The sequence below is a fragment of the Corynebacterium sp. H128 genome, assembly GCF_037482625.1.
In the GTDB taxonomy this organism is placed as follows: Bacteria; Actinomycetota; Actinomycetes; order Mycobacteriales; family Mycobacteriaceae; genus Corynebacterium.
In genome coordinates this window covers 17566-40833 of the sequence record NZ_JBBHKW010000009.1, presented here as the reverse complement: position 1 = coordinate 40833, position 23268 = coordinate 17566, and the positions used below count along the sequence as shown (strand labels likewise).

Annotated in this window: 27 protein-coding genes and 1 tRNA gene; 20 read left to right on the top strand and 8 right to left on the bottom strand. The window is 59.2% G+C overall.

The features are described 5' to 3' along the window. Positions 1 to 122: 122 nt before the first annotated feature. The 3 genes from WG915_RS09090 to WG915_RS09080 all read left to right on the top strand — a co-directional run bounded on the left by WG915_RS09090 (position 123) and on the right by WG915_RS09080 (position 2703). Positions 123 to 1496, top strand: coding sequence for a hypothetical protein (locus tag WG915_RS09090; protein WP_339565065.1), 1374 nt, complete (start codon positions 123 to 125; stop codon positions 1494 to 1496). Then, entirely contained in the window at positions 1489 to 1767 is a 279-nt protein-coding gene (locus WG915_RS09085; protein WP_339565064.1) for a metal-sensitive transcriptional regulator, read from the top strand. The genes WG915_RS09090 and WG915_RS09085 overlap by 8 nt, the downstream gene beginning before the upstream one ends. Before the next feature lie 351 nt (positions 1768 to 2118). After that, positions 2119 to 2703, top strand: coding sequence for a DUF5067 domain-containing protein (locus tag WG915_RS09080; RefSeq protein ID WP_339565063.1), 585 nt, complete (start codon positions 2119 to 2121; stop codon positions 2701 to 2703). A 147-nt stretch (positions 2704 to 2850) separates the two neighbouring features. Here the strand turns inward: WG915_RS09080 and WG915_RS09075 are convergent. Both WG915_RS09075 and WG915_RS09070 read right to left on the bottom strand, forming a co-directional pair. After that, positions 2851 to 2924 (bottom strand) — tRNA-Pro (locus tag WG915_RS09075). Positions 2925 to 2972: 48 nt separating this feature from the next. Further along, positions 2973 to 3860 carry a metallophosphoesterase gene (locus tag WG915_RS09070; protein WP_339565126.1) on the bottom strand — a complete coding sequence of 296 codons (888 nt, stop codon included), beginning with the start codon at positions 3858 to 3860 and terminating at the stop codon, positions 2973 to 2975. Between the two features lie 43 nt (positions 3861 to 3903). Here WG915_RS09070 and WG915_RS09065 point away from each other — a divergent pair, with 43 nt between their 5' ends. Further along, complete coding sequence (locus WG915_RS09065; RefSeq protein ID WP_339565062.1) at positions 3904 to 4344, top strand: GatB/YqeY domain-containing protein; 441 nt, start codon at positions 3904 to 3906, stop codon at positions 4342 to 4344. A 6-nt stretch (positions 4345 to 4350) separates the two neighbouring features. Here the strand turns inward: WG915_RS09065 and WG915_RS09060 are convergent, their stop codons facing one another. Beyond that, entirely contained in the window at positions 4351 to 6729 is a 2379-nt protein-coding gene (locus WG915_RS09060; protein WP_339565061.1) for a transglycosylase domain-containing protein, read from the bottom strand. Between the two features lie 127 nt (positions 6730 to 6856). Between WG915_RS09060 and WG915_RS09055 the strand changes: the two genes are divergently transcribed. The 4 genes from WG915_RS09055 to WG915_RS09040 are packed head-to-tail and all read left to right on the top strand — an operon-like array spanning position 6857 to position 8625. Continuing rightward, positions 6857 to 7165 (top strand): WhiB family transcriptional regulator, encoded by a 309-nt coding sequence (locus WG915_RS09055; protein WP_339565060.1) that lies wholly within the window; start codon positions 6857 to 6859, stop codon positions 7163 to 7165. Between the two features lie 2 nt (positions 7166 to 7167). Next, entirely contained in the window at positions 7168 to 7323 is a 156-nt protein-coding gene (locus tag WG915_RS09050) for a hypothetical protein (RefSeq protein WP_339565059.1), read from the top strand. Continuing rightward, positions 7320 to 7775 carry a RidA family protein gene (locus WG915_RS09045; RefSeq protein WP_339565058.1) on the top strand — a complete coding sequence of 152 codons (456 nt, stop codon included), beginning with the start codon at positions 7320 to 7322 and terminating at the stop codon, positions 7773 to 7775. Before WG915_RS09050 ends, WG915_RS09045 begins: the two co-directional genes overlap by 4 nt. Before the next feature lie 22 nt (positions 7776 to 7797). After that, positions 7798 to 8625: an MBL fold metallo-hydrolase gene (locus WG915_RS09040; protein ID WP_339565057.1), complete on the top strand. Its 828-nt coding sequence runs from the start codon at positions 7798 to 7800 to the stop codon at positions 8623 to 8625. A gap of 114 nt (positions 8626 to 8739) precedes the next feature. Here WG915_RS09040 and glxR read toward each other — a convergent pair whose 3' ends face one another. Next, on the bottom strand, positions 8740 to 9423 hold the full coding sequence (gene glxR / locus WG915_RS09035) for a CRP-like cAMP-activated global transcriptional regulator GlxR (RefSeq protein ID WP_339565056.1): 684 nt from the start codon (positions 9421 to 9423) through the stop codon (positions 8740 to 8742). A 331-nt stretch (positions 9424 to 9754) separates the two neighbouring features. Between glxR and nth the strand changes: the two genes are divergently transcribed. The 4 genes from nth (at position 9755) to WG915_RS09015 (ending at position 13013) form a co-directional block, all read left to right on the top strand. After that, the gene (gene nth, locus WG915_RS09030) at positions 9755 to 10504 is read left to right on the top strand and encodes an endonuclease III (RefSeq protein ID WP_339565055.1); all 750 of its coding nucleotides are present in this window, start codon (positions 9755 to 9757) and stop codon (positions 10502 to 10504) included. Beyond that, complete coding sequence (locus WG915_RS09025; RefSeq protein ID WP_339565054.1) at positions 10504 to 11055, top strand: TlpA family protein disulfide reductase; 552 nt, start codon at positions 10504 to 10506, stop codon at positions 11053 to 11055. Before nth ends, WG915_RS09025 begins: the two co-directional genes overlap by 1 nt. Continuing rightward, on the top strand, positions 11052 to 11750 hold the full coding sequence (locus WG915_RS09020; RefSeq protein WP_339565053.1) for an NUDIX hydrolase: 699 nt from the start codon (positions 11052 to 11054) through the stop codon (positions 11748 to 11750). The genes WG915_RS09025 and WG915_RS09020 overlap by 4 nt, the downstream gene beginning before the upstream one ends. An 81-nt stretch (positions 11751 to 11831) precedes the next feature. Beyond that, complete coding sequence (locus tag WG915_RS09015) at positions 11832 to 13013, top strand: MarP family serine protease (protein WP_339565125.1); 1182 nt, start codon at positions 11832 to 11834, stop codon at positions 13011 to 13013. On the opposite strand, the gene WG915_RS09010 is transcribed toward WG915_RS09015, so the two are convergent. From WG915_RS09010 to WG915_RS09000, 3 genes are all read right to left on the bottom strand, one after another. Beyond that, positions 13006 to 13719 carry an alpha/beta fold hydrolase gene (locus WG915_RS09010; RefSeq protein ID WP_339565052.1) on the bottom strand — a complete coding sequence of 238 codons (714 nt, stop codon included), beginning with the start codon at positions 13717 to 13719 and terminating at the stop codon, positions 13006 to 13008. The two genes, WG915_RS09015 and WG915_RS09010, sit on opposite strands and share 8 nt — an antisense overlap. Positions 13720 to 13781: 62 nt before the next feature. After that, positions 13782 to 14288, bottom strand: a complete 507-nt coding sequence (locus tag WG915_RS09005; RefSeq protein ID WP_339565051.1) for a phage holin family protein — start codon at positions 14286 to 14288, stop codon at positions 13782 to 13784. Positions 14289 to 14741: 453 nt separating this feature from the next. Beyond that, entirely contained in the window at positions 14742 to 15581 is an 840-nt protein-coding gene (locus WG915_RS09000; protein ID WP_339565050.1) for an HAD family hydrolase, read from the bottom strand. A gap of 404 nt (positions 15582 to 15985) precedes the next feature. Here WG915_RS09000 and ssd point away from each other — a divergent pair, with 404 nt between their 5' ends. From ssd to WG915_RS08965, 7 genes are read left to right on the top strand one after another with little or no spacing between them, the layout of a single operon-like run. After that, the gene (gene ssd / locus WG915_RS08995; protein ID WP_339565049.1) at positions 15986 to 17017 is read left to right on the top strand and encodes a septum site-determining protein Ssd; all 1032 of its coding nucleotides are present in this window, start codon (positions 15986 to 15988) and stop codon (positions 17015 to 17017) included. Then, positions 17014 to 18147 (top strand): TadA family conjugal transfer-associated ATPase, encoded by a 1134-nt coding sequence (locus WG915_RS08990; protein ID WP_339565048.1) that lies wholly within the window; start codon positions 17014 to 17016, stop codon positions 18145 to 18147. Before ssd ends, WG915_RS08990 begins: the two co-directional genes overlap by 4 nt. Continuing rightward, a complete protein-coding gene (locus WG915_RS08985; protein WP_339565047.1) occupies positions 18144 to 18926 on the top strand; it encodes a type II secretion system F family protein in 783 nt (260 codons plus the stop codon). Before WG915_RS08990 ends, WG915_RS08985 begins: the two co-directional genes overlap by 4 nt. Further along, complete coding sequence (locus tag WG915_RS08980) at positions 18923 to 19465, top strand: type II secretion system F family protein (RefSeq protein WP_339565046.1); 543 nt, start codon at positions 18923 to 18925, stop codon at positions 19463 to 19465. Before WG915_RS08985 ends, WG915_RS08980 begins: the two co-directional genes overlap by 4 nt. Before the next feature lie 15 nt (positions 19466 to 19480). Beyond that, complete coding sequence (locus tag WG915_RS08975) at positions 19481 to 19675, top strand: DUF4244 domain-containing protein (RefSeq protein ID WP_339565045.1); 195 nt, start codon at positions 19481 to 19483, stop codon at positions 19673 to 19675. Further along, positions 19650 to 19976 (top strand): hypothetical protein, encoded by a 327-nt coding sequence (locus WG915_RS08970; RefSeq protein WP_339565044.1) that lies wholly within the window; start codon positions 19650 to 19652, stop codon positions 19974 to 19976. The genes WG915_RS08975 and WG915_RS08970 overlap by 26 nt, the downstream gene beginning before the upstream one ends. Beyond that, the gene (locus WG915_RS08965) at positions 19973 to 20293 is read left to right on the top strand and encodes an Rv3654c family TadE-like protein (protein WP_339565043.1); all 321 of its coding nucleotides are present in this window, start codon (positions 19973 to 19975) and stop codon (positions 20291 to 20293) included. Before WG915_RS08970 ends, WG915_RS08965 begins: the two co-directional genes overlap by 4 nt. A gap of 3 nt (positions 20294 to 20296) precedes the next feature. Here WG915_RS08965 and WG915_RS08960 read toward each other — a convergent pair whose 3' ends face one another. Continuing rightward, positions 20297 to 22642, bottom strand: a complete 2346-nt coding sequence (locus WG915_RS08960; protein ID WP_339565042.1) for a DEAD/DEAH box helicase — start codon at positions 22640 to 22642, stop codon at positions 20297 to 20299. Between the two features lie 274 nt (positions 22643 to 22916). Between WG915_RS08960 and WG915_RS08955 the strand changes: the two genes are divergently transcribed. Next, positions 22917 to 23120, top strand: a complete 204-nt coding sequence (locus tag WG915_RS08955) for a cold-shock protein (protein WP_339565041.1) — start codon at positions 22917 to 22919, stop codon at positions 23118 to 23120. The last annotated feature ends 148 nt before the right edge of the window (positions 23121 to 23268 follow it).

Sequence of the window (23268 nt, the reverse complement as noted above, 5' to 3'; positions counted from 1 at the left end):
CCTTTAAAAAAACTTGGCATGGTGACCAAGAAAGCAATACGGAAAATCTTACCAGGTGGAACGCCCGTCACATCGGTGCGCCTAACAGTGGACAGTCCCACAATTCCTTAGATTCATAGAGTATGAGCCTGCTTCGCCGCGTACTCCTAACCCTGATGCTGCTTGCGCCACTGATCGGTGGCGCGATTTACTCAGCCACGGTTTCCCTCGAGCCTGCATCCTCATGGTCGGAGGAGCCAGCCGCTGCGCCGGGGGCTGTGGACCTCGTGCCTGCGCGCCGGGCGGCCGGCGAGGCGAGTTCCCAGGCGGGCTTCCTGAAGCAGGGTACTACCGGGCTTGTCGACGGCACCGGCAAGCTTGCCGACGGCACCAACCAGCTTGCGGGTGGCTCCACCGATGCTGTGGCAGGGGCAAACGAGCTGGCTAACGGCATGACCCAGATTCAAGCGGGTACCGGCCAACTTGGTGATGGCGCCGTGAAAGTAGCCGACGGGGTGTCTCTGGCTGTGGACCAGGTGCAGGGAATCGGCCTAGTGCAGGGGCGCATCGTCGAAGAAATTAACCGAGTGGACGCGGACCTGGCGAAGAAGAAGGATCCGGAATCCGTCGCGTTTCGTGCGCAGCTAGCCGAGTTCAAGACTCAAGTAGAAGCTTTCAAATTGGATGCAGCGGTGGTGGATCAATTGGCGCAGCTGCGCTCGGGCTCGCGGGAGATCGCCAATCAACTTGCGGTCCCTGGATACGGCTACCATGACGGAATATATTCCGCGACGAAGGGTTCTAAAGAACTCGCCACCGGACTTACTGAGTTAGACAAGGGGCTGGCGGAGGCGGCCACCGGTGCCGGGGAGCTCAAGGACGGCGCGGTGAAGGTTGACGGCATGGCTACGTCCAACAAGGACAAGATCGGGGCCGTGCAGCGTGCTTTGCCTGCGGATCCAGCAACACCTACGCAGCCACAGCCGATGCTCGTACCGCTCTTCGGGTTCTTTGTCGCCGCCCTGGTGATGGTCGGCGCGGCGCTGAGTAGTCGTTGGCGCGCGCTCGCAGCGGTGGCCCTGGGTGCGATGATCATTCTCATCATGGCGGCTGACCTCTCTCCACTGGTGGGACTGGGGCTGGTTGGCGTGGTGGCGTTGGCTGGCCTCGTCTCGGCCCTAGTGAGCCGCGCGCTCGTGGGCTTGTTTGGGGAACGTGTTGGTCGCATCGCTGTCTACGTAGGATTGCTCCTCCAGGCTGGCGTTGTCGGCTGGGTGTGGAAGCTGGCTTCTACCGATAGTGTTTCCCCGGTTCTGAACGTGCTGACGCACCTGATGCCTATGCACTACGCCACCTCTGCGATGTCTGCGCTTGGTAATGGGGGTTCGAATATCGTGCTCGGACTGTCTTGTGGGGTGCTCGCCGCCCTAGTAGTGCTCGCTGCGGTCACGCTCCGCCTAGCTGGGACTGCGCCTGCGCTCGAGCCCGTTGATATCGAGGCAGATCACGATGCATAGCCACGGCTATTCACCGGACAAAGAGAAATACCTCACCCGCCTGCGCCGAATCGAAGGGCAAGTGCGCGGTATTCATCGCATGGTTGAGGAAGACGAGTACTGCATCGATATCCTCACGCAGATCTCTGCGGCTAACAGTGCCCTAGAGAATGTGGCGCTGGCGCTGCTCGGCGATCACCTCGAGCATTGCGTTGTCGATGCGGCAAGAAATGGCGATCCTAGCGAGAAAATCGAAGAGGCGAAGGCGGCCATTCGGCGCCTGGTTAAGTAGGCCAACCTCCCATACTCACTAGGATGTTGCGGTTCCTTTTGGAGAGATGAACATGTGACTATCTGGCAGGACTGCTGTGCGGATGGATTAGAGCAGTCGCACTGCTAGAACGGGACTGTTCATTGATGACCACAGGGTATAAGTAAACACTTATTGCTTCTAAACGTCTTAGCATTAGCTATTTATAACTATTTCATTACATTGTGCGCCTTGGGTCATGAGTTTTGATTAGATGCTTCTAAAATTGTTTTCGACAGGAAAGTATGACATCAGTGCAGTTAGATGACCTTGTTCTTGTCGTGTCCACATATAAGACTTTCACCTTTTGTTGAACAATTTTGGGAGCTCCTCATGAAAACCCCATCCAAGCTTGCAATTGCTGCACTGTTTATGATCGCCCCACTCACGCTCGCCGCATGTGGCTCCGGCGACTCTGAGCCGGAGGCAAAGAAAGAAACCCAAGCCACCACTGCAGACAAAGCTTCCGGAAGCTCGGCAGCTAAGCCTGCGGCACAGCCGAGCGGGAAGCCAGGATTCGCCGACAGCGTCTTAGAGACCGAAGACTTCGTAGCCACCATCACCGAGACCAAAGTGATTCCGGCGGGCGAGAAGGGCAATACGAATGGGAACAAGCCAGTGGTCGCGTTCTACTACGACATGACCTCTAAATCTGCCGATGACGTAGTCCCAGGCGTCTCCTGGACTTTCGTGGTCACCGCGTACCAGGGCGGAACCGACGAATCGAATGAAATCGAAATCGCCCCGAACCCTGATGACAATTTGGCGCTCGCCGAGTTGGCTGCAATCAAGCAGGGAGAATCCCACTCCAACATCGCCGCCTACTACCTCAACGACGAGACCACCCCAGTCACCCTAGTCGCCAGCGAAGATCTCGGCTTCACTGAACTCGGCAAGCAGAACTTCGAGGTCAAGTAAGCACACTGCGGCGGCGTAGCTGCCGAAATGGAAAGCGGTCCAGCAGAAGAACTCGTTCTGGTGGACCGCCCCTCTTGTTAGCCGGCTTGCGTGCTAGTGCCGTGCAAATAGCGAAAAGCCACCTCCTCAGAGGTGGCTTTTACAGAGTCGGGATAACAGGATTTGAACCTGCGACCCCGTCGTCCCGAACGACGTGCGCTACCAAGCTGCGCTATATCCCGCTGCTTTTTCACCATACGCCCGTGCGAAACAGTGGCAAAATCAGCAGGTCAGCGCTTTTCGACGACATGTATCAACGTTGCTGAGGGCCGGCAGAATACCCGGAATGGCACAAACGGCGAAGTGCCGAGGCCATTGGAAACGTGCATAAACATGCGTCCGAATTTGTGCAGCCCGCTTGCGCGTGCCCGATCGATGCCACAGTTGGTGACAATCGCGCGTTCTCCGGGAAGACAAAGCTGGCCGCCGTGGGTATGGCCAGAGAGGGAGAGCTGGTAGCCATCGGCCTCAAACTGTCCGAGTACCTGCGGTTCTGGGGAATGGGTCAGCGCTATGGCGAGATCGGCGTCGATATTGGGGGCGCCTGCGATCTGGGCGTAGTCATCGAGGTCATGGTGCGGGTCATCGACACCAGCGGCAGCGATTCGTACGGGGCCGATTTTAAACTCGTGGCGTTGGTGGGTGGCATCGCGCCAGCCGTGTTCGAGGAATGCTGCACGCATCCCTTCCCACGGTAGCTTCTCCTCGCTGACCTTGCGTTTCTTCTCTACCAAGTACTTGAAGGGATTAACCGGTCGCGGCCCGAAGTAGTCGTTGCTGCCGAAGACGAACAATCCGGGGCGTTTGAGCAATGGTGCTAGCGCTCGAAGAACAGCTGGCACGGCATCGGCTGAGCTGAGGTTGTCGCCGGTGTTGACCACCAGATCTGGCCGCAACACGGACAGCGCCGCAACCCAGTCTTGTTTGATGCGGTGGGAGGGCAGCATATGTAGGTCGGAGAGGTGCAGGATGGTGAACTCTTCGGCGTCGTCAAGCGTGCCCGGCTCGAGGAGCGCCACGGTTTCATGCTTGAGGCGGAACTTGCTGAGCTCGGAGAACCCCCAGCCCGCCACGGCGAGTCCGCCGAAACCACCAACACTGACGAGGGATAACAGGATTTTCTTCACGCCCCCATGCTACCGGTGCGTATTCTTGTAGGTTATGAGCGACCTAAAGAACCAGATCCGTGCAGATCTCAAAGAAGCGATGAAAGCCCGCGAGAAGCAGCGCACCAATACGCTGCGGATGCTGCTTGCTGCAATCCAAACCGAGGAGGTATCCGGCACGAAGCATGAGATCGATGATGAGGCGATCCTCAAGCTGATCGCCCGTGAGATCAAGAAGCGCAAGGAATCTGCCGAGGTGTACGCCAATGCCGGTCGACAGGAACTCGCCGATAACGAGCAAGCAGAAGCTGAAATCCTGGCCGCTTACCAGCCCCAACAGCTCACTGACGAGGAGCTCGCAGCCCTGGTCGCCAGCGTCATCGCCGGCATGGACGAGCCAAAGATGGGGCCTGTCATGCAGGCTGCAACCAAGCAGGCCGCCGGGCGTGTCGACGGCAAACGCCTGTCCACCGCGGTGCGCGCGGCGCTTTCCTAGCTCGGCTTACAGTCCGTTCTGTCTTAAGAAGTCATCGAGCATCGCGCCGAGATCCGGAATCGGTGGCGGGGCCGGTGCTGGCCCGGGAGCTCCCGGGATCTCGTTTCGCGGCGCCGGAGCTGCTCGCTGGGAGCCGTCAGATACCAGCAGGGTGACTGCGGGCTTCGCGTCCCGGAGGTTGGCCAACTTTACGTTGATGACCTTGCCCTTCTGGTTTGAAGGCCCGGTTACGGTCTCTGTGTCTACCTGGTATCCCTGGCTCTGTAGCAGCGCCTTAGCGGAATTCGGATCCTTGCCGGTGACCTGGTCTGCAATGGCTTGTGTCTTACCCTTGACCAGCTCTGGTGCCGCGCGATTCAGAGAGCCGGAGGCGGCGTTGGGGGTATTGGATGCTGCTGCCATCCAGGACGCGGCCGGTTCCATGCCTCCGAAGAGAGTGCCTTCGTAGCACTGTCGCACTGGTGCGGTGCACAGCGGCGTGGTTTGAGTGCCATCGTTGTAGATGTACGGCACAGCTGCAAAATTGGAGTTAAAGCCCATAAACGCGGCAGATTGGTGTGACTCGGTGGTGCCGGTCTTGCCAGCCGTTGGCACGCGCCAGCCGAAGTTACTTGCTGCGGGGGCTGCGGTGCCGTTTTTGATGTCATCGCTCATGGCGTCGGAAAGCGCATGTGCAACCTTGGGCTCCACTGCCTGCTCGCAAGGAGTCTTCTTAAGCTCTACTGGGGCGCCATTACGGTCGGTGACGGCCTCAATCGGGCTGGGTTCGCACCACGTGCCGTCGGATGCCAAAGTGGCGGCAACATTGGAGAGCTGCAGCGGATTTACGGCCGTTGGGCCGAGGACGAATGAACCCAAGTTGTTGTCGGTGAAGAACTGCGCGATGGAGGCTTCGCCGTCGAAACTGCCGGCTTCTGTGTAATCGCGAAGGCCGAGGCGCACCGCGATATCGACAGATTCCTTAACTCCCACCTGCTCGATGAGCTTGATGAAGGTGGTGTTAGGAGATTGCGCCAACGCTTGTTTGAGAGTCAGCTGCGGTTTGAAAGCGCCGGAGTTTTCCACGCAATAGGAGCCCGCAGGGCAGTTGTCCGCACCGCCATTGCCCATCCCCCGCACTTCTACGCGCTTCGGCACGTCTAGTACCGTCTCGATGCCCATGCCCTGTTCGATCGCGGCAGCAGCGGTGAAGATCTTAAAGACTGAACCGGCACCGTTGCCTACGCGGCTGACAGGTTGTGGGAGAACCGTTTGGTTTTGTTCGGGATCTAGGCCGTAGTCACGCGAGGAGGTCATCGCGAGGATGCGGCGAGATTCGGTGCCCGGCTCGACTACATTCATGACCTCCGCGACCCCTGCAGCCTGGGGGTTCGTCTGCCCTGTGACCGCTTTGTGGGCGGCATCCTGCACCTGTGGGTCCAGGGTTGTTTTGATGGTGAGGCCATCGCGCGTAATCCGCTTCGGGTCGAGGCCATGACCCTCGAGGTATTTCAGTGCATAATCGCAGAAGAAACCGCGATCGCCAGCAGCGATGCAACCATTCGGTAGCCGGTTGGGAGCCTCCGGAATGCCAAGTGGCTCGGCCTGGAACTGGACGGCCTGCTCCCGAGTGAGATCGCCCGTGGAGACCATGGCATCGAGGACCTGATTACGGCGCTCCGTCATCCCCTCGGGGTTAGTAAACGGGTTCAGCGCGGAGGAAGACTGCAAGATGCCAGCGAGTAGCGCTGATTCGGGAACGCTGAGTTGGCTGGCAGGTTTAGCAAAGTAGGTTTGGGCAGCGGCTTCGATGCCGAAAGCGCCGTTGCCATAAGGCACGATATTGAGGTACCTGGTGAGGATTTCGTCCTTGGACAGGTGCTTTTCCAGATCGGAAGCCATGCGCATTTCCCGTAATTTACGGGTGTAGCTCGTCTCGGTGGCTGCGGCCTGTTCCGCTTCGGTTTCCGCATCGACCAGCAGGAGATAATTTTTGACGTACTGCTGGTTGAGTGTGGATGCGCCCTGTTCGACGGAACCGGAGGTGAGGTTTGTCACCATCGCGCGGGCGGTGCCACGCCAGTCGACGCCATCGTGCTCGTAGAAGCGGCGGTCTTCGATGGCAACAATCGCCTTTTTCATGTTCGGAGAAATCTGTTCTGAAGGGACATCTCTGCGATATTGGTCATATACCCAAGCGATCGGAGCGCCAGAAATGTCCGTAATCGTGGACACTCCTGGGGCTGTTCCGTCGGTCAAATCCGAAAGGTTCGACTGCATCGTTGTTTCGGTCTGGGCAATTGCCACACCCGAAAGGCTTGCAACGGGGGTAAGCGCGAGGGCACCGGCAACACCGGCTACGACCACTGCGCCGAGGGCCTTAGACATTGACTTCAAACTGGACACCCCTAATACCCTACGCAATAAACCTGAAAAGGCAGACCCCCATTCGTGTGACGCACTCGACATTCTGCAAACCGAGTGAATACACTTACATGCATAATATTGGTGTGCGACTCGAGGAGGCCGAGACATGACTGCATCGTTAGTGTCTGAACAGCAGTTAATCGACCGTGGGGAGTGGGTCACGTTCGCGAAGTGTCGAGATGGGGATCCGGACGCGTTGTTCGTGCGCGGGGCAGCCCAACGACGCGCCGCAGCAATTTGCCGCCATTGTCCTGTCATGCTGCAGTGTCGCGCGGATGCCTTGGATAACCGAGTCGAGTTCGGGGTATGGGGTGGTCTGACTGAGCGGCAGCGCCGCGCCCTCTTGCGCAAGAATCCACACATCACTAGTTGGGCCGAGTATCTCGCCTCGGGAGGGGAACTGGTAGGAATATAAGCATGACTACTTGGGAATACGCCACCGTTCCACTGTTGACGCATGCAACAAAACAGATCCTTGACACTTGGGGTGAAGATGGCTGGGAGCTCGTCTCCGTTGTGCCTGGTCCTAACCCGGAGAATGTCGTCGCTTACATGAAGCGAGTGAAGCAGTGATCTCTGAGCGTCTCAAGGAACTCGGCATCGAACTGCCGGCAGTAGCTGCACCAGTCGCGTCTTATGTTCCAGCTGTCCAAGCGGGGAACCAAGTGTGGACTTCTGGCCAGCTGCCATTCAAGAACGGTCAGTTACTCGCTTCCGGCAAGGTCGGGGCAGAAGTAACTCCGGAAGCAGCGGAAGAACTGGCACGCACTGCCACTCTGAATGCGTTGGCCGCAATCGATGCCGTGGTGGGCATCGATAACGTCACGCGTGTGCTCAAAGTGGTTGGCTTTGTCGCCTCCGCTGAAGGCTTTGGTGGGCAGCCAGGCGTAGTGAACGGCGCGTCCAACTTGTTGGGAGAGATCTTCGGTGAGGCTGGCCGTCATGCTCGTTCGGCTGTTGGGGTGTATGAGCTTCCGCTTGGAGCCCCAGTAGAAATTGAGATTGTGGTTGAAATCGCCGGTTAGCTCAGTCGCTAATCCTGAGTAAATGATTAAGCTGGTATCTATGGAGCATCCTGCTTACAGTCAACTACGTCCTGTTACTGAATCCGCTGCCGTTGTGCTGTGCCCAAACCCTGGGTACAGCTCACTTGAGGGCACTAATACGTGGGTCATCCGCGCCCCTGAAGATGCAGCGAGCATCGTCATTGATCCAGGTCCTGAGGACGAGGGCCACCTTAACGTTGTGCAACAAAAAGCTGGCAACGTGGCGCTGACCTTGATCACCCACCGTCACCACGATCACGCTGATTCCATCGACAGGTTTCGGCAGCTCAGTGGTGTGCCGGTGCGAGGCTTCGATGTCTCCTACTGTCGCGGCGGTGAAAAACTGGTTGATGGTGAAATCATCTCTGTGCCCGGCGTGACCCCGCAGATCGAGGTCGTGCACACCCCGGGGCACACCAGCGATTCCGCTTGTTTCTTCATCTGGAGCGGGGAAGTTGGTTCCTCCACTCTTGAGGGCATCGTCTCCGGAGACACCATCGTCGGTCGGCACACCACCATGATTTCTGAAACTGACGGCGAACTTGGTGCTTACCTGTCTTCGCTGCGCATGCTTGAAGAGCGTGGGGAGAACGTCATGTTGTTGCCAGCCCATGGGCCAGAGAACCCTAATGCTGCAGCTTTGGCGCGAAAGTACATCGACCGCCGTGAGCAACGGCTCCAGCAGGTGCGCGACGCCCGTGCTGCGCTTGGCGACGACGCGAGCATCGCAGAACTCGTTGACCACATCTATACTGACGTTGATCCGGTGTTGCGTGGTGCTGCGGCGCAGTCCACCCGGGTGACCGTGCGTTATTTGGATTCGCTGTAGCTTAAGTTTTTGGATAGTCCCGCTGCTGGCTTTTGTGCCGGCAGCGGGATTTTTGGGTTGGGGACGCAAAAGCCGCCAGCCCCAATGAAGGCTGGCGGCAGGGGCTTGCGGCTATTAACGAGCGCGCTTAGCCAAGTGCTCAGCGTCAGTAATGAGCACGGATTTGCCCTCGAGGCGGATCCAGCCACGCTGCGCGAAGGTTGCTAGTGCCTTGTTTACGGTTTCGCGAGAAGCGCCGACCAGCTGGGCGATCTCTTCCTGCGTGAGGTCGTGGTTAACACGAAGCGCATTGCCTTCTTGCGCGCCAAAACGATTGGCGAGCTGCAGGAGGGTCTTGGCGACGCGCCCAGGAACATCGGTGAAAATGAGGTCAGCCAGAGAAGCATTGGTGCGACGGAGACGTCGGGCCAGGACACGGAGCAGTTGCTCGGAGATCTCCGGGTACTGGGCGATCCAGCTGCGCAGCATCTCGGAGTTCATGGTTGCCGCCTGAACTTCAGTAACACACACGGCTGAAGAGGTGCGTGGGCCTGGGTCGAAGATGGAAAGCTCACCGAACATGTCGGATGGGCCCATCACCGTGAGGAGATTCTCACGACCGTCGTTTGCGTGGCGGGCCAGCTTCACCTTGCCGGAGGTAATGATGTAGAGGCGATCTCCGGGTTCGCCTTCCTCGAAAATCGTAGTGCCGCGAGGGAACCGGACAGTTTCCAGGTCGCGGATCAAGCTGTTTACTGCGATTGGATCTACGCCCTGGAAAATGCCAGCACGTGACAGGATGTCCTGTACGCCTTCCAAATCACTTCTCCTTCTACTAAACCTATGGCGCGCCGGTAGTCAAAGTGTGACTACTCTTTTTTGGAGGCGCGCGCAAGAGCTCTGATAAGACTTTACTCGTTCTTATTTAGATTGTGCACGAAGTGTTGTGACAAGTGCAACACGAGAGCGCTCATGTGAGCGTTCATGCAGCAGGATCGGTGACAGGTTCGGAAGAGCGGGTTGAGAACGTCTCGAATCGCTCCATTTGCATCGCGAAAACTGCGACAACAACCGGGGTGAGAATTGCGAAGAGAATGCCCATAATTGCCAACTATACGTTCTCAGCCTCCGCGCGGTTAAGCTAAGGCTTATGGCCAAGGTGAAACAGGTGAAACCGGAAAGCCCACTGGCGCTGAAGCGACGGGCGCGCCGCATCAATCGTATGCTGGCCACCTGCTACCCAGACGCCAAAGCGGAATTGGATTTCCGTAACCCGCTGGAGCTCCTGGTAGCTACGGTGCTGTCTGCGCAAACCACTGATGTCCGGGTAAATCAAGTAACCCCCAAACTCTTTGCTACCTATCCGACAGCGGAGGCTTATGCATCGGCACAGTTGGCCGAGGTAGAAGAGCTCATTCGGCCGACCGGCTTCTATCGGAACAAGGCAAAAGCCCTCATCAGCCTCGGACAACAACTGTGTGATGACTTTGGTGGCGAGGTGCCGCGCACCCTGGCAGAGTTAATCACACTGCCAGGGGTGGGGCGGAAAACAGCAAACGTAGTGCTAGGCAATGCCTTCGGGGTGCCAGGGCTGACGGTGGATACTCACTTCGGGCGCCTGGTGCGTCGGCTTGGACTCACAACCGAAAAGGATCCGGTGGCCGTCGAAAAGCACATCATGCAGCTCATCGAGCCATCCGAGTGGACCATGGTGTCGCACCGCTTGATCTACCATGGTCGACGCGTGTGCCATAGTCGAAAGGCTGGGTGCGGTGCGTGCTACATCGCTAAGCTGTGCCCTAGCTTTGGGATTGCGGGCCCAGCAGACTTGGTAGATGCGGCGAAATTGATCAAGGGACCGGAACGAGAGCATCTGCTGCGGCTGGTGACGGAGGAATAATGAACAAGACCACGGTGTGGACAGTCATCGTCAGTGCGGCGATCCTGGTTGCGCTGGTCTTTGTGGTTCCTGGCATGCTGCAGACTGATACCGAGCCTGCGCAACCCGAACCACAGTCCGAAGTCCAGCCGCGGCCCGATTGCCCAACAGGTTCCGTAGGGCGGGTGGAATTGCCATGCCTCGGTGGACAAACACAACAGTTGGAAGCCAAGCCGACTGTGGTCAATGTGTGGGCGTGGTGGTGCGGGCCGTGCCGCCAGGAACTGCCGCTTTTCGACGCCCTCGCCGAGGCTCACCCGGAGTGGAACGTTGTTGGGGTCCATGCAGACACCAACGCAGCCAACGGGGCAGCCATGCTGAATGAACTCGGTATCAAGATTCCGAGTTACCAAGACGACGCGAACCAGTTTGCTGGCACGCATGGCCTGCCGGGAGTTGTCCCCATCACCGTTGTGATCAGCCCGGAGGGGGAGTTGCTGCAGTCATTCCCGGCTGTCTTTGTCTCCCCGGAGGAACTGGATCGGGCGGTGAGCGGGGCGCTGAGCCGATGAGCGATCTGCCTGGATTCAACACCGCATTGCGTCCCGCTGATGCGCCTACCTGGATGAAAACCCTCGTGGATACCGCCCGTGATGGGAGCATCCACGGTGGGCTGAGCCAGCGGGCACGAGCGGCCGCACGGTCCCAAGCCCAGATGTCTGCCGTGCTCATGCTCTTTTCTGGACGCACCGCCGCAGAGGCGGAAATTTTACTCACTCATCGCACGCCCACTATGCGTTCGCATTCTGGGCAGATCGCGTTTCCCGGCGGCCGTATTGATCCAGACGACAGTGGTGCGATTGATGGTGCACTTCGAGAGGCCTGGGAAGAGACCGGTTTGGATAGACGTACCGTCACTCCAGTCGCAGAACTAGCACCATTGGCGATACATGCCACTGGCAATCCGGTGGTGCCGGTCCTCGGGTTTTGGCATGAGCCGCGGGAATTGCCCGTGGTCAGCCCGCTGGAAAACGACGACATCTTTCGGGCGTCGATAAGCGAGCTTGCCCGCCCCACCAATCGTTTTTTGGTGCGCAATGGTGATTGGGTCGGACCTGCATTTTGGCACCGAGGATATGTGGTGTGGGGCTTCACGGGCGGCTTGTTAGCTGCGACGATGCGCTTCGCGGGGTGGGAGGAGCCCTGGGACCCCATTGAAATAGATTTGCGGACTGCGTTGCGTAGCTCTCGAAACAATGAGCCTTAAACCCGTAAGATGAGTCAAGTAGTTTTTGTTCATGGCTGATGCAGGAGTCTCGTGCCCACCTATCTAACAGACAACCCCGGTGTGATCGTCGATGTGCTTTTGGGGCTCGCACTGTGTGGTGCACTTGTGACGGGCTGGCGCCAAGGAGCTTTCTCCTCGGTGCTGTCAACGATAGGTGTCATTCTCGGCCTGGTGTGCGGAGCCGCAGCCGCGCCGCTCGTGATGAGCTATACCGAAAGCACTGCCTTTCGCTTCTTGCTTGCCCTCGGCACAGTGCTGCTGCTCATCGGCATCGGCAACATGCTAGGTGGAGTCATCGGGGGACGGCTGCGGCAGAACATGCGGACCAAGTCTGCGCAGCGCATTGATTCCGCTGTCGGCTCGGTTTTTCAGGTGCTGGCGACATTGATCGTTGCCTGGCTCATCGCGATCCCGCTCGCTACCGCAGCTCCTGGGTCCATAGCCCGGGGTATCTCTGGCTCAAAGATTCTGCAAGGGGTGGACAGGTTCGCCCCGGCGCAGCTGCACGCACTGCCGAACCAGATCTCGGCCATGCTGAATGAGTCCGGTCTCCCGCCGCTGCTTTCTCCATTTGAGGCGGCATCCTCCGCCGAGGTGGCAGCACCACGCATTGAGGTGGAGAACCGCGCCATGGTCGAGGACCTGCGCGATTCGGTTGTGCACGTTACTGGACAAGCAGCGAAATGCCGACACACACTCTCCGGCTCAGGCTTCGTCGTATCCGATGACTATGTGCTCACTAACGCCCACGTAGTAGCCGGTACCGAGTCTGTGGAACTGGATACCGTGCTGGGCGTACGAGAGGCCACCGTGGTGCTTTATGACCCAGGAGTGGATGTTGCAGTGCTGCATGCGCCCGGCCTCGGACTTGAGCCGCTGCAGTGGGCATCGGAACCGGCAGAAACGGGTGCCGACGCCGTTGTCATGGGCTACCCAGGCTCCGGCCCCTTCACTGCTACCTCGGCCCGCATCCGCGATCGCATCACCATCAACGGGCCAGATATCTACGCAGGAAGCCGGCTGGACCGTGAGGCATACACACTGCGCGGCTCCGTGCGGCAGGGCAATTCGGGTGGCCCGCTCACTACAGCAGATGGTGAGCTGCTCGGAATGATCTTCGGCGCTGCCGCGGACACTACCGATACTGGATATGCGTTGACTAAGGAAGAAATCATGCAGACCATTGGTGACTACACGGCGCTCACCGCTACCGTGAACACCCAGGAATGCGTACTCAAATAGTCCGCAGGCTCTCTGCCCACTCTTCCGGATTCTTAAGGAAGGGCATCCCGGTGAGCTGATGGATGTGAAGCTCAGGTTGGGCTGTCCAATTCAGCGGCAGCGGTACTAGCGCGAGCCGCGCATGCCGGACGCGAGGTTGTTGCGTACCGCCCACTGCATAAGACAGGGCGCGCAGACGCCTGAGTTCGGCGTCGTGATGTGGGAGTAATGAGCGGAGCGCTACTTGTTCGGGAAGCCGTTGGCAGGCGCGTGCGTGCAGAACGCGGAGGCGGCTTTGTAGCGGGTTGCGTGGGGTCAGGGGATCTATTAGCTGGAGTCCGCGGACGCGTTCTGGGTAATTGGCCGCGAGGGTCGTCGCCACGCGGGCTGCGGACCCCACCGCCACCACAGTAGCTGCGCCATGGCCCAGCGCTCGGATCATGCCGTTGACGTCCCCCACCGCGTGCCGCATGGAATAGCCGCTAGGTGGTTTGTCGGACAGGTCAAAGCCACGGGCAGACATCGCTGCGACGTGGAAGTGCTGGGCAGCCGGCGCAATGGCGTGGCGAAAATCGAACCAGCCACCGAGGCAGTCATGCAGCAGCAGGAGTAACGGCCGGGCAGTATCGCCCGCCACGGCGGCATGTAGCCGTGTGCCTCGGGTGTGCACTAGCTCGTGTTCGAAAGGGCCCGGAAGCGCCAGTTCGGTGGGGGAAATCTTCTTCATAATTGTGGGTGGCCACGAAAAACGCCCACCTTGAACAGCAGGCGGGCGCGGGCCGTTCGTACCTAGGAGTACAGGCCGTGATTCTTAGCTTCGAGCTTCTTAGTGGCCTGTCCGGGGACCAGGTTCTTCATTTCCTGCACAGACTCGATCGTCTTTGCCGGGGCCTTAACCTGCTTGACCTTCTTCAGGCCGACGAAAGCGAGGATGCCCGCGAGAGCCAGCATGATCAGGAAGACGATAAGGAAAGCGGCCCAGGTTTGTACCCACAGGTCCAGTAGCTCGGCGAGGAAGAAGAAAAAGAAGAACGAGCTGTAGAGCGCGATCGTGCCTGCGGCGCCGAACAAGCCTCCACCGATGGCACCCTTCTTAGCGCTGTCGGCGATCTCGGTCTTGGCGAGCTCCACCTCGGCGCGGAACAGGCTCGACATTTGTGCAGTCGCGTCGCTCACCAGGTCACCAATGGAGCCCTGGCCCGCTGCGCGGGAATCCACATCGGAAAGAGGGATAGCGTTCACCCGAGGGGCGAAGTTATCGTCGCCTGCGGTGTATAGCCCCTTGGCATTGCTCACGGTAATCCTCCAAAATCAGTTTTGCGATGTTTGTTATAAAGCCTGCAGTCAATCGTGCCACGAAAATCGCGCTGGTGCGAACAACTAGTTATATATTAGCCTGCGCAGAGCGATCGGCAGGGAGATAGAGCCTAGTGTCTGGGCGCGCACCGCCGCGGTGCTACCGGCGCCGTACCTCCAGTGCTGTGGGTTTGAGGGCACGAAATTGGTTGCGGCCCGGCGCAGTGATTTCCGCCGCGCTTATCGACGTCCTACCTGCAGAAACCGTTTCTGGCACGGCCGTTCGCTAGCCTCATCTTCATGGTTTAGTTGCCGGTTTTCGTGCGGAGCGTTGCGGGAAATATCGCAGGCCAGCTGAACTGCAAAGTTGCAGCTTTGCAACAACTCGCACACGTAACAGTCTCAGAGGTTATAAACGCAGGTTTCCTGTGGAGGTTGACTTTGGGGTGCCGCTCAGGCTGTGCCTTTGTTGTTTTTGTAGAGCCAAATCCCGCCGGCCGTGAGCGCGGCGACGCCAGCAACCACTCCAGTTCCGATAGAAACTTCCCGCGTGGTTGGGACAGTAAACAGGGGCACTGGGTTCTTAAAGGACTTGATCTCCCAGTTGTTGGCGATTGCTGCACGACGCAACGCACGATCGGGGTTCACCGCCACGGCATTGCCGACGCATTCCAGCATCGGGATGTCCGTTGAGGAGTCGGAATAGGCGAAGCTTCGGTCGAGGTCGTAGCCGTGTTCTTTTGCGAGTCTCCGGATCTCATTGGCCTTCGCGGGCCCTTTCGCGTAGAACAACACTTCGCCGGTGAGGACACCGTCCTTGGTCGCAAGCTCGGTGGCTACGATCTGATCTACTCCAAGTTCTTTCGCGATGGGGGCCACCAGCTCTGTGGCAGAGGCGGAGATGATGATGACGTCATGGCCCAGGTTCTGGTGGAAGTTGATGAGGTCCCTGGCCTCTGCGTAGATCGCCGGAGATACCACGTTTTTCATCGTCTCTTCCGCGATCTGGCGCACTTGTGCGATCTCCCAGCCCGCGATCATCGTGGTCAGCTGGTCGCGGGTGTTGTCCATCTGTTCGCTGGTGTGGCCTGCAAGGATGTAGGTTGCTTGGGCCAAACTCATTTGGAGGGCAGCGCGAGGCGAGATGAGCCCGCTGCCTATGAACTCCTTGCCGAATGCGTATGCGGAGCTCGTGGCAATGATCGTTTTGTCCAGGTCAAAAAAGGCAGCGACACGTGGGGACTGGAGCTCGGTGCTTGCAGTCACGGCAGTGTTTAGGCCTTCGGATTTCACAACTACCTAGTGTAACTGGAGTCGTAGCTGGCTGGCCGGGCGTCGCTGCTCCTGTCAGCAACTTCCTGCAGTTATCACAGTTTGGTTGAGGTGAGGACAAAAGCGATTCCGTTCATTGTGTTGGTTCATGTGGCGTGTATAATTACCGATGCAGGGCCCCGATATACCGTGTGGCCAGCCCCGGCACGACCCCCCTGTTGTCGGGTAAGAAAATAGACGGCCCGCGCAACCCCCCCGAAGCGCGGGCCGTCGCCTTTTCTTTGTAATCGCTCCCTAAGTGCTTTGGCTGAACCTGGGGTGCGTTATCCACAAAGAAATGTTGAACTGGCCACAATCGCTCGGGTTATCCACAGCTCTGGCCGCAGGGGTGCCCCGGAGCGCAAAAGCTGCGTCATCCTAGCTGCATGAAGTCAAGCATTGTGGTTGCAGTCGCAGATCCAGCCCTACATCCTGAGGTGATGCACATCGCAGCAGCGACGGGACGCAGCATTGTCGACGCGACTGCCGTAGCCACATTGCGGAGCGCTGCGCCTCGCGCTGACGCAGTGCTGCTGGACAGGGAGATGGCCAGCGAATTGGGGATGGCACTTGAACAACCACGGGTGTTTTTCGTTGCCGGGGATCCGGGGCCGGTCGATTGGCAGCTGGCGCTACGGTGCGGAGCTACTGATGGCTTCGTAGTTCCCGCACAGGCGCCCGACCTGCTGCGCGCACTGGGGCAACGGCCACGAGAACAGCATTCCTCAGCTTTGGCGATCGGTGTGGTGGGCGCGGTGGGTGGTTGCGGGACCAGTGTTTTTGCATCGGCACTGGCGCAAGAACTTGGTGCTGGTGCGGTGCTCATTGACGCAGATCCATTTTCAGGTGGTCTTGACCTTTTGCTTGGGGCTGAAGAGTGTCTCGGGGCGCGTTGGAATGATCTGAGCTTGGAGCACGGACCGGTCGACGGTGATGATCTCTTGCAGGCCTTGCCAGAGGCACAGGGGGTTAGGGTGCTCACCGTGGCGCGCGGCAGAGGGACAGTTGCCAGTGTTTCTGCCTCCGCCGTTGCCGCAGCTGTGGAATCGGTACGGGGCCAGCCCACAGTGGTGGATCTACCAAGACATTTGCTCGAGGCTCAGGACGTGGTGCAAAAGCTCGGTGCGTTAGTGGTGCTCGTCCCGGCAGAACTGCGGGCGGTAGCGGCTGTGGTCGCTGAGCTCACCGCATTGCGGGCTGCGGGCTGCGGCGCCTCGATCGTGTGTGTTGTGCGGCATCGCGGGTGGTCCGGATTGGATGAGGCGGAGGTGGCAACGCTAGGCGGTGTTGAGGTAGCTGCAGCAATCCCTACGGTAGCTGGCCTAGCGAAGAGCATTGAGTTGCGAGGCATGGTACGTGTCCCACGATCACTGCGGCAGGCGGCGCGGTTGGTGCGGGAGGCGGTGTCTTCCCAATGAGTATTGATTCGGGGTTGATAGACCGCATCCACGTACGGCTTGCTTCCCGGCCGCGGGAGGGCGGCGGGGTAAATGCCGCCGATGTTGCGGCAATTGTGCGCGAGGAGGCTGGCGTTATCAGTGATCTTGATTTGCTCGATGTGCTGCGAATTGTCCGCCAAGAATCGCATGGCGCTGGGCCCCTTGATCGGATACTGGGGATTCCGGGGGTGACAGACGTGCTGGTTAACGGTGCCACTGAAGTGTGGTTTGACCGCGGTGAGGGGCTGGAGCAGGCCGAGCTCACCTTTGAATCTGAGGAGCAAGTACGCCAGCTTGCAGTTCGGCTCGCCGTGGCCTGTGGTCGCCGCCTGGACGACGCCCAACCCTACGCAGACGGGCGACTATTGCGTGACGACGGCACGAGCATCCGAATCCACGCCATTGTCCCGCCACTAAGCGAAGCCGGCACCTGCATTTCCTTGCGGGTGCTTCGCCAGGCCGCGCTTAGGTTGACCCAATTGGTGGACGCGGGCACGGTGACGGTTGAAGCAGCTGGGGTGCTGCGCTCGGTGATAGAGCAGCGGCATTCCTTTCTCGTGGTGGGAGGTACAGGATCTGGTAAAACAACGCTCCTTTCGGCGCTGCTGGCCGAGGTTCCTGAACGTGAGCGGATCATCTGTATCGAGGACACCCCTGAGCTACGCCCGCTGCATCCGCATGTACTCAACTTGGTGACACGCAACTTGAACATTGAGGGAGAGGGTGCGGTGAGTATGGCGGACCTGCTTAAGCAGGCGCTAAGGATGCGGCCAGATCGTATTGTGTTGGGCGAGATTCGCGGCGCAGAGGTAGTGGATCTGCTTGCTGCGCTCAATACCGGCCATGACGGCGGTGCCGGGACGGTGCATGCCAACTCAGCTCGTGAAGTGCCTGCCCGAATGGAGGCGCTCGCGATGTTAGGAGGTCTTGGCGCGGAGGCGTTGCAACGGCAGTTTTCGGCTGCTGTGCGCTACATCGTTGTGATGGAGAAGTCCCATGTGGGACGACGCGTTTCAGAGATTGCGAAAGTGTCCGGTTTTCCATTGCAGATAGAAACTATATGGAAAAGTGATGATCAGATATTTCCATTACGGGGAACTGCCACATGATAAGTATGCAGCTCATGGCGGTGGCTATCGCGGAAATACTTGAAGCGGCAGCCCCGATTCGCCGGATACGTCCATCGGAGAACCGACTTCCGGCAGCTCCGATCTTGGCGATACCGTTCGCGGGATTCGTGCTCTACCACGGCGCTGGAGTGGCCGTCAGCGCTCTGATGGTGGGCCTGACAATCGGATGGATTCTGCGCCAACGACTAAAAGAAAAGCGGCGTCGTCAGGCAGCCGAAGCGACCGCAGCGATAGTGGGAAGTCTGGCTGAAAACATCAAGGGTGGGGCTTCACCGCAACAGTCGTGGGCGCATGTCGCGTCCGAGCCGCCCGCAACGATACCGATGGCCATGCGCGACGTGGTGACACTAGCTGCGCGGCGCTGCGCCGCAGGCGCGAGTGTCGCTACCGTTTTGTTGGAGGCCCCAGCAGAGTTCTCTGACCTGCGCGCGACGGGACGCTTATGGTCCGTCGCAGAACGACGCGGCATCGGGGTATCAACCCTATTACGTCATATGCAGCAACGCATTGATGCGGCAGTGCGCCATGAGCGGGCCACAGTGGCCGCACTACAAGGTCCACGGGCAACTGCGACCATTTTGGCCCTGCTGCCACTCGCAGGTATCGGAATGGGTGCCGCGATGGGCGCCAATCCGGTGAGTTTTTTGACGGGGACCACTACTGGTGCCGCATTGTTGCTCAGCGGCACCAGTTTGGCCTGCACGGGCTTCGTGTGGGTTGAACTGATCGTGACTCGAGCAGCTGGTGGTACGCGATGATGTGGACAGTGTGGTGCGCCCTCAGCCTCCTCGTCGCTGCCCCTAAGGCGGCCACGAGAATACGCACGCGGGCCGAACCAACAGTGCGGGCACGTGATGGTCCGTACCAAGCCCTCAGCCATGCCGCTGACATAGAACTGTTTGCCGCCTGCCTGGCTTCTGGTGCCACCCTTGCAGTTGCTGCCGAAGTAGTAGCTGACGTGAGTGGAACGGCCCGGCAGCAGTGGTCCAGCGTCGCCGCGATGCTGGCCATCGGCGTCGATGCGCGTACTGCCTGGACTCCCATGCGGGATGCCACAGAGCTTGCGGAAGTAGCCCGCGTGGCAAAGATATCCGAACGTTCGGGCAGCGCACTGGCAACTTCCTGCGTCCGCATCGCAGAGGACATCAGGCAACGAACATCAGATAGCGCCACCGCGGCCGCAGAGCGGGCAGGCGTATTCATCGCCCTACCGCTGGCCCTGTGTTTCCTGCCCGCCTTCTTCATTCTCGGGCTGGCACCAATCGTCATCAATCTAACTGCCACTATGATTCCCTAATCCAAGGAGAAAGCAATGTTCCGAAAAATCTCAAGCACCGTAACCACGTTCATCCGCGACGAGGAGGGTATGAGCACAATTGAGTACGCGATGGGCTCCCTCGCGGCGGCCGCCCTGGCTGCAGTGCTGTACACCGTTGTCAACGGCGACCAAGTGGTAACAGCTATCCAAAACATCCTGACAGATGCGCTGTCCAACACACCGGCCTAGCGCGCTTCTCGACGACAACGGCTCAGTCACCATCGAAGCGGCCTTTGGCCTCGCGGGGATTGTGACCGTGACGTTGCTGGTGGTGTCCGCCATGATCACGCTAGCTAGCTACATCGCTGCCGTGGACATGGCGGGAGCCGCAGCGCGAGCACATTCCCTAGGGGAGACTTTTGAACCCGAGCGTGGTGAGGTGGCGCTGAGCAGTGACGGCACGTGGGCGACTGCAACGGTTTCCATTGACACTGGCGTGGTGCCGATCTCCGCAAGTGCGGTGTACCCAGCAGAAATGGCCACATCGTGACAGCGCGTGGTGAGGAAGGAAACATCACGATTACTGCTGCGGGAGCAATTGCCGCGCTCATCGCGCTGCTGTTAGTCATCGCCGTAGCTGCGCGCGGAGTAATTGCTGCGCACCAAGCTCAAGTGGCAGCGGAAGGCGCAGCGCTAGCCGGGGCTCATGCGGCCTTCGATGCGTCTTCGCAGCCATGCGAACGAGCCCGTGAGACAGCTGAACGTAATGGTGCCGAGCTGGCCTCGTGTCGGGTGGACAACGTGGATGTGGAGGTGAGAGCGGAGATCCGGGGGCGCCAAGCAACCTCGCGCGCCGGGCCAGTGTGAGTCCTAGGCGTGCAGTGATACCAAGGCGCCGAGGAGACTGATTGCGCCAGCCTTGTTCAGTGGCTGGTTGCCGTTCCCACACTTGGGAGACTGCACGCACGACGGGCAGCCACTGTCGCAAGTGCAGGAGCGGACTGTCTCAAAAGTGGCTGTGATCCACTCCTGGAAGCGTTGGAAGCCGTGGTCGGCAAAGCCTGCCCCGCCGGGGTGACCGTCGTAAACGAAGACGGTTGGTAGTCCCGTGTCTGGGTGTTGCGCGGTGGAAACCCCACCGATATCCCAGCGGTCGCAAGTGGCTAGCAGTGGCAGCATGCCGATCGCAGCGTGTTCTGCCGCATGCAGGGTGCCGGGGATATCGGCTGCTGAGATGCCGAGCGAGGATAGCGTCAGCGGGTCCACGGTGTAGGTCACAGCGCGTGTGATGAGTCGTTGCGCTGGCATGTCGAGTGCAACGGAGTCGAGCACGGTGCCGTCGGCAAGCTTGGTTACATAAGAGGTGACCTGGGTGGTAACTTCCACATCCACTGCGGCAACCCATACCCCGCCACCGAGCTCCCGGATGTTTTCTCCCGGGCCGTCGATGATTCGAATGTCGGTGCTGCTGCGAGAGAAAGTAGACCAGTCCGGGGTCTCAGGGTCAGCAAGGGCAAGGTGATCGTCGAGGTGTAGTTCCTGAATCACGTACGTTTCACCCTGGTGCATGTACACAGCACCGGGGTGTACCTGAGCAGGCGCACGCTCGGAATCGATGGTGCCCAACACTCGACCGGTGGTGGATTCTACGATCAGTACTTCGGCAGTCGAGCTGCCGCGGAGACCGAGCAGCTGATGGGCCGTATCCGGGGACAGGGCGTTGGCATCTGCAGCAGTCACGGCAAACCAACCGTGGGGGCGGCGCCGCAGCAGCCCCTCAGATTCAAGCTGTCGGACAACTTCGGCTGCCCCAAACATGGCAATGTCGGCCGCTGTGAGGGCCTTTTCGATTGCGGCGCAATAGACATGGCCCCGCAACACGAATGGATTCTTTGGGTCGAAGATGACCCGCTCAATGGGACGCTGAAGCAGCGCCTCCGGATGGTGGATGAGGTAGTTGTCCAGCGGCTCATCGCGGGCGACAAACACCACCAGCGATCCCTGTCCACGGCGACCCGCCCGGCCAGCTTGCTGCCAGAAGGAGGCTATCGTGCCGGGGAATCCGGCAGTTACGACGGCATCCAAGCCACCAATGTCAATACCTAGCTCGAGGGCATTGGTTGTGGCGACACCAAGCAACGAGCCGTCATCAAGCATGTGTTCGAGGCGGCGTCGATCCTCCGCAAGATAGCCGGCCCGGTAAGAAGCTACACGGTGCGCAAAGTCGGGTTTTCCCAGCAGTGTGAGTTCTTCGGCAGTCCGCAGCGCCACCACTTCGGCCCCACGGCGGGAACGGACAAAAGTGAGTGTGCGAGCCCCCTCGGAAATGGCGCTGGCCATGATGCCTGCAGCTTCGCTCGTCGCGGAACGGCGCACAGGTGCCCCGTTTTCTCCTTCTGCGCCGTCGATAAGCCCGGGCTCCCACAGCATGACCGTTCGCGCACCTGTTGGAGCGCCGTCCTGGGTGACCGCATGCACGGGGGAGCCAATGAGGTTTTCCGCATGCTCGCCTGGGTCCGTGGCGGTGGCGGAAGCGAGGATGAAAACCGGCTCACTGCCATAGCTGGCAGCAATACGTCGCAGGCGCCGGATGACCAGGGCAACATGTGCCCCGAACACCCCGCGGTAGCTGTGGCATTCGTCGATCACCACGAATTTTAAGTGGCGTAGCAGGCGCCCCCACCGCACATGGTTTGCTAGCAGTGAAGCGTGCACCATATCGGGGTTGCTGAAAATGAATCGCGAGGAATCTCGAATGCCGCTGCGCGCGTCGGTTGGGGTATCTCCGTCATAAGGCGCAGGGGCGATGTTGCGCAGCTCAGGGATGTCCTTGGTGAGTCGCAAGGCGGTGCTGAGCTGGTCTGAGCCCAAGGCCTTTGTGGGGGTTAAATACAATGCGCACGCTGTCGGATCTGCCTGCAGGGCAGACAAGATCGGTAGCAAGTAGCCGAGCGACTTGCCGGAGGAGGTCCCAGTGGACACCACCGCGTGTTGCCCGTCGAAGGCGCGTTGTGCCACCTCGGCTTGATGGGAAAACAACTGCTTGATCCCGGTGTCTGTTAGGTGCGCCCGCAGGGCGGGAAAAACCCAATCCGGCCAATCAGCATAGACGGCAGGGCGTGGCGGAATCGTCTCCAGGTGAGTGCAGGTGGATTGCGGGTACCGGCGCTGAATGAAGTCAGCGATTTCAGTGCCTATCGTGTGGAATTCGGCCATCAGTGTCCCTTTTTCGCCTGTTGAAATAAATTTCTTTTGAGTGTTGACCTGCGCTTTTGATTGTTTTTCCAGTTTAGGGCTATCGCCGTCACCAATTTCATGACACACTGGAACTCGGTCGCAGCTTTTCCAAGTGCAGTGTTACATAGCGCTCGCAGAGGATTTTGTTATTGCGAGCGCTCATTCTCTTTCGAGTGAATGAGAGTTCACAACGACCCGGTACTCCCTTCAAATTGCGGGAATACTGCTTCGTTCGAAAGAAAAAGGTTTTAATATGGCACAGGGTACTGTGAAGTGGTTCAACGCTGAAAAGGGCTTTGGTTTCATTGCTCCGGCTGATGGATCCGCAGATGTCTTCGTTCACTACTCCGAGATCCAGGGCAACGGTTTCCGTACCCTCGAGGAGAATCAGCAGGTTGAGTTCGAGATCGGTGAAGGCGCAAAGGGCCCACAGGCTCAGAACGTCAACGCTATCTAAGAGAATTCTCTGGCATCGCCCGGTCACTTCCACATTGTGGAGGGGCCGGGTTTTGTTGTGCCTGAACCCCTCCTGGGAGCGGATACCGAAGGCCTTTCTGGTTGATCGGACGAGCAATATTCGCCCCTGAAATTGTCTAAAACATGAC

Bases quoted from the DNA above. Each gene is read 5' to 3' on its own strand.
- WG915_RS09090 (WP_339565065.1), top strand. From the start codon at position 123: ATGAGCCTGCTTCGCCGCGTACTCCTAACCCTGATGCTGCTTGCGCCA.
- WG915_RS09085 (WP_339565064.1), top strand. From the start codon at position 1,489: ATGCATAGCCACGGCTATTCACCGGACAAAGAGAAATACCTCACCCGC.
- WG915_RS09080 (WP_339565063.1), top strand. From the start codon at position 2,119: ATGAAAACCCCATCCAAGCTTGCAATTGCTGCACTGTTTATGATCGCC.
- WG915_RS09065 (WP_339565062.1), top strand. From the start codon at position 3,904: ATGAGCGACCTAAAGAACCAGATCCGTGCAGATCTCAAAGAAGCGATG.
- WG915_RS09055 (WP_339565060.1), top strand. From the start codon at position 6,857: ATGACTGCATCGTTAGTGTCTGAACAGCAGTTAATCGACCGTGGGGAG.
- WG915_RS09050 (WP_339565059.1), top strand. From the start codon at position 7,168: ATGACTACTTGGGAATACGCCACCGTTCCACTGTTGACGCATGCAACA.
- WG915_RS09040 (WP_339565057.1), top strand. From the start codon at position 7,798: ATGATTAAGCTGGTATCTATGGAGCATCCTGCTTACAGTCAACTACGT.
- nth (WP_339565055.1), top strand. From the start codon at position 9,755: ATGGCCAAGGTGAAACAGGTGAAACCGGAAAGCCCACTGGCGCTGAAG.
- WG915_RS09025 (WP_339565054.1), top strand. From the start codon at position 10,504: ATGAACAAGACCACGGTGTGGACAGTCATCGTCAGTGCGGCGATCCTG.
- WG915_RS09020 (WP_339565053.1), top strand. From the start codon at position 11,052: ATGAGCGATCTGCCTGGATTCAACACCGCATTGCGTCCCGCTGATGCG.
- WG915_RS09010 (WP_339565052.1), bottom strand. From the start codon at position 13,719: ATGAAGAAGATTTCCCCCACCGAACTGGCGCTTCCGGGCCCTTTCGAA.
- ssd (WP_339565049.1), top strand. From the start codon at position 15,986: ATGAAGTCAAGCATTGTGGTTGCAGTCGCAGATCCAGCCCTACATCCT.
- WG915_RS08990 (WP_339565048.1), top strand. From the start codon at position 17,014: ATGAGTATTGATTCGGGGTTGATAGACCGCATCCACGTACGGCTTGCT.
- WG915_RS08985 (WP_339565047.1), top strand. From the start codon at position 18,144: ATGATAAGTATGCAGCTCATGGCGGTGGCTATCGCGGAAATACTTGAA.
- WG915_RS08980 (WP_339565046.1), top strand. From the start codon at position 18,923: ATGATGTGGACAGTGTGGTGCGCCCTCAGCCTCCTCGTCGCTGCCCCT.
- WG915_RS08975 (WP_339565045.1), top strand. From the start codon at position 19,481: ATGTTCCGAAAAATCTCAAGCACCGTAACCACGTTCATCCGCGACGAG.
- WG915_RS08970 (WP_339565044.1), top strand. From the start codon at position 19,650: ATGCGCTGTCCAACACACCGGCCTAGCGCGCTTCTCGACGACAACGGC.
- WG915_RS08960 (WP_339565042.1), bottom strand. From the start codon at position 22,642: ATGGCCGAATTCCACACGATAGGCACTGAAATCGCTGACTTCATTCAG.
- WG915_RS08955 (WP_339565041.1), top strand. From the start codon at position 22,917: ATGGCACAGGGTACTGTGAAGTGGTTCAACGCTGAAAAGGGCTTTGGT.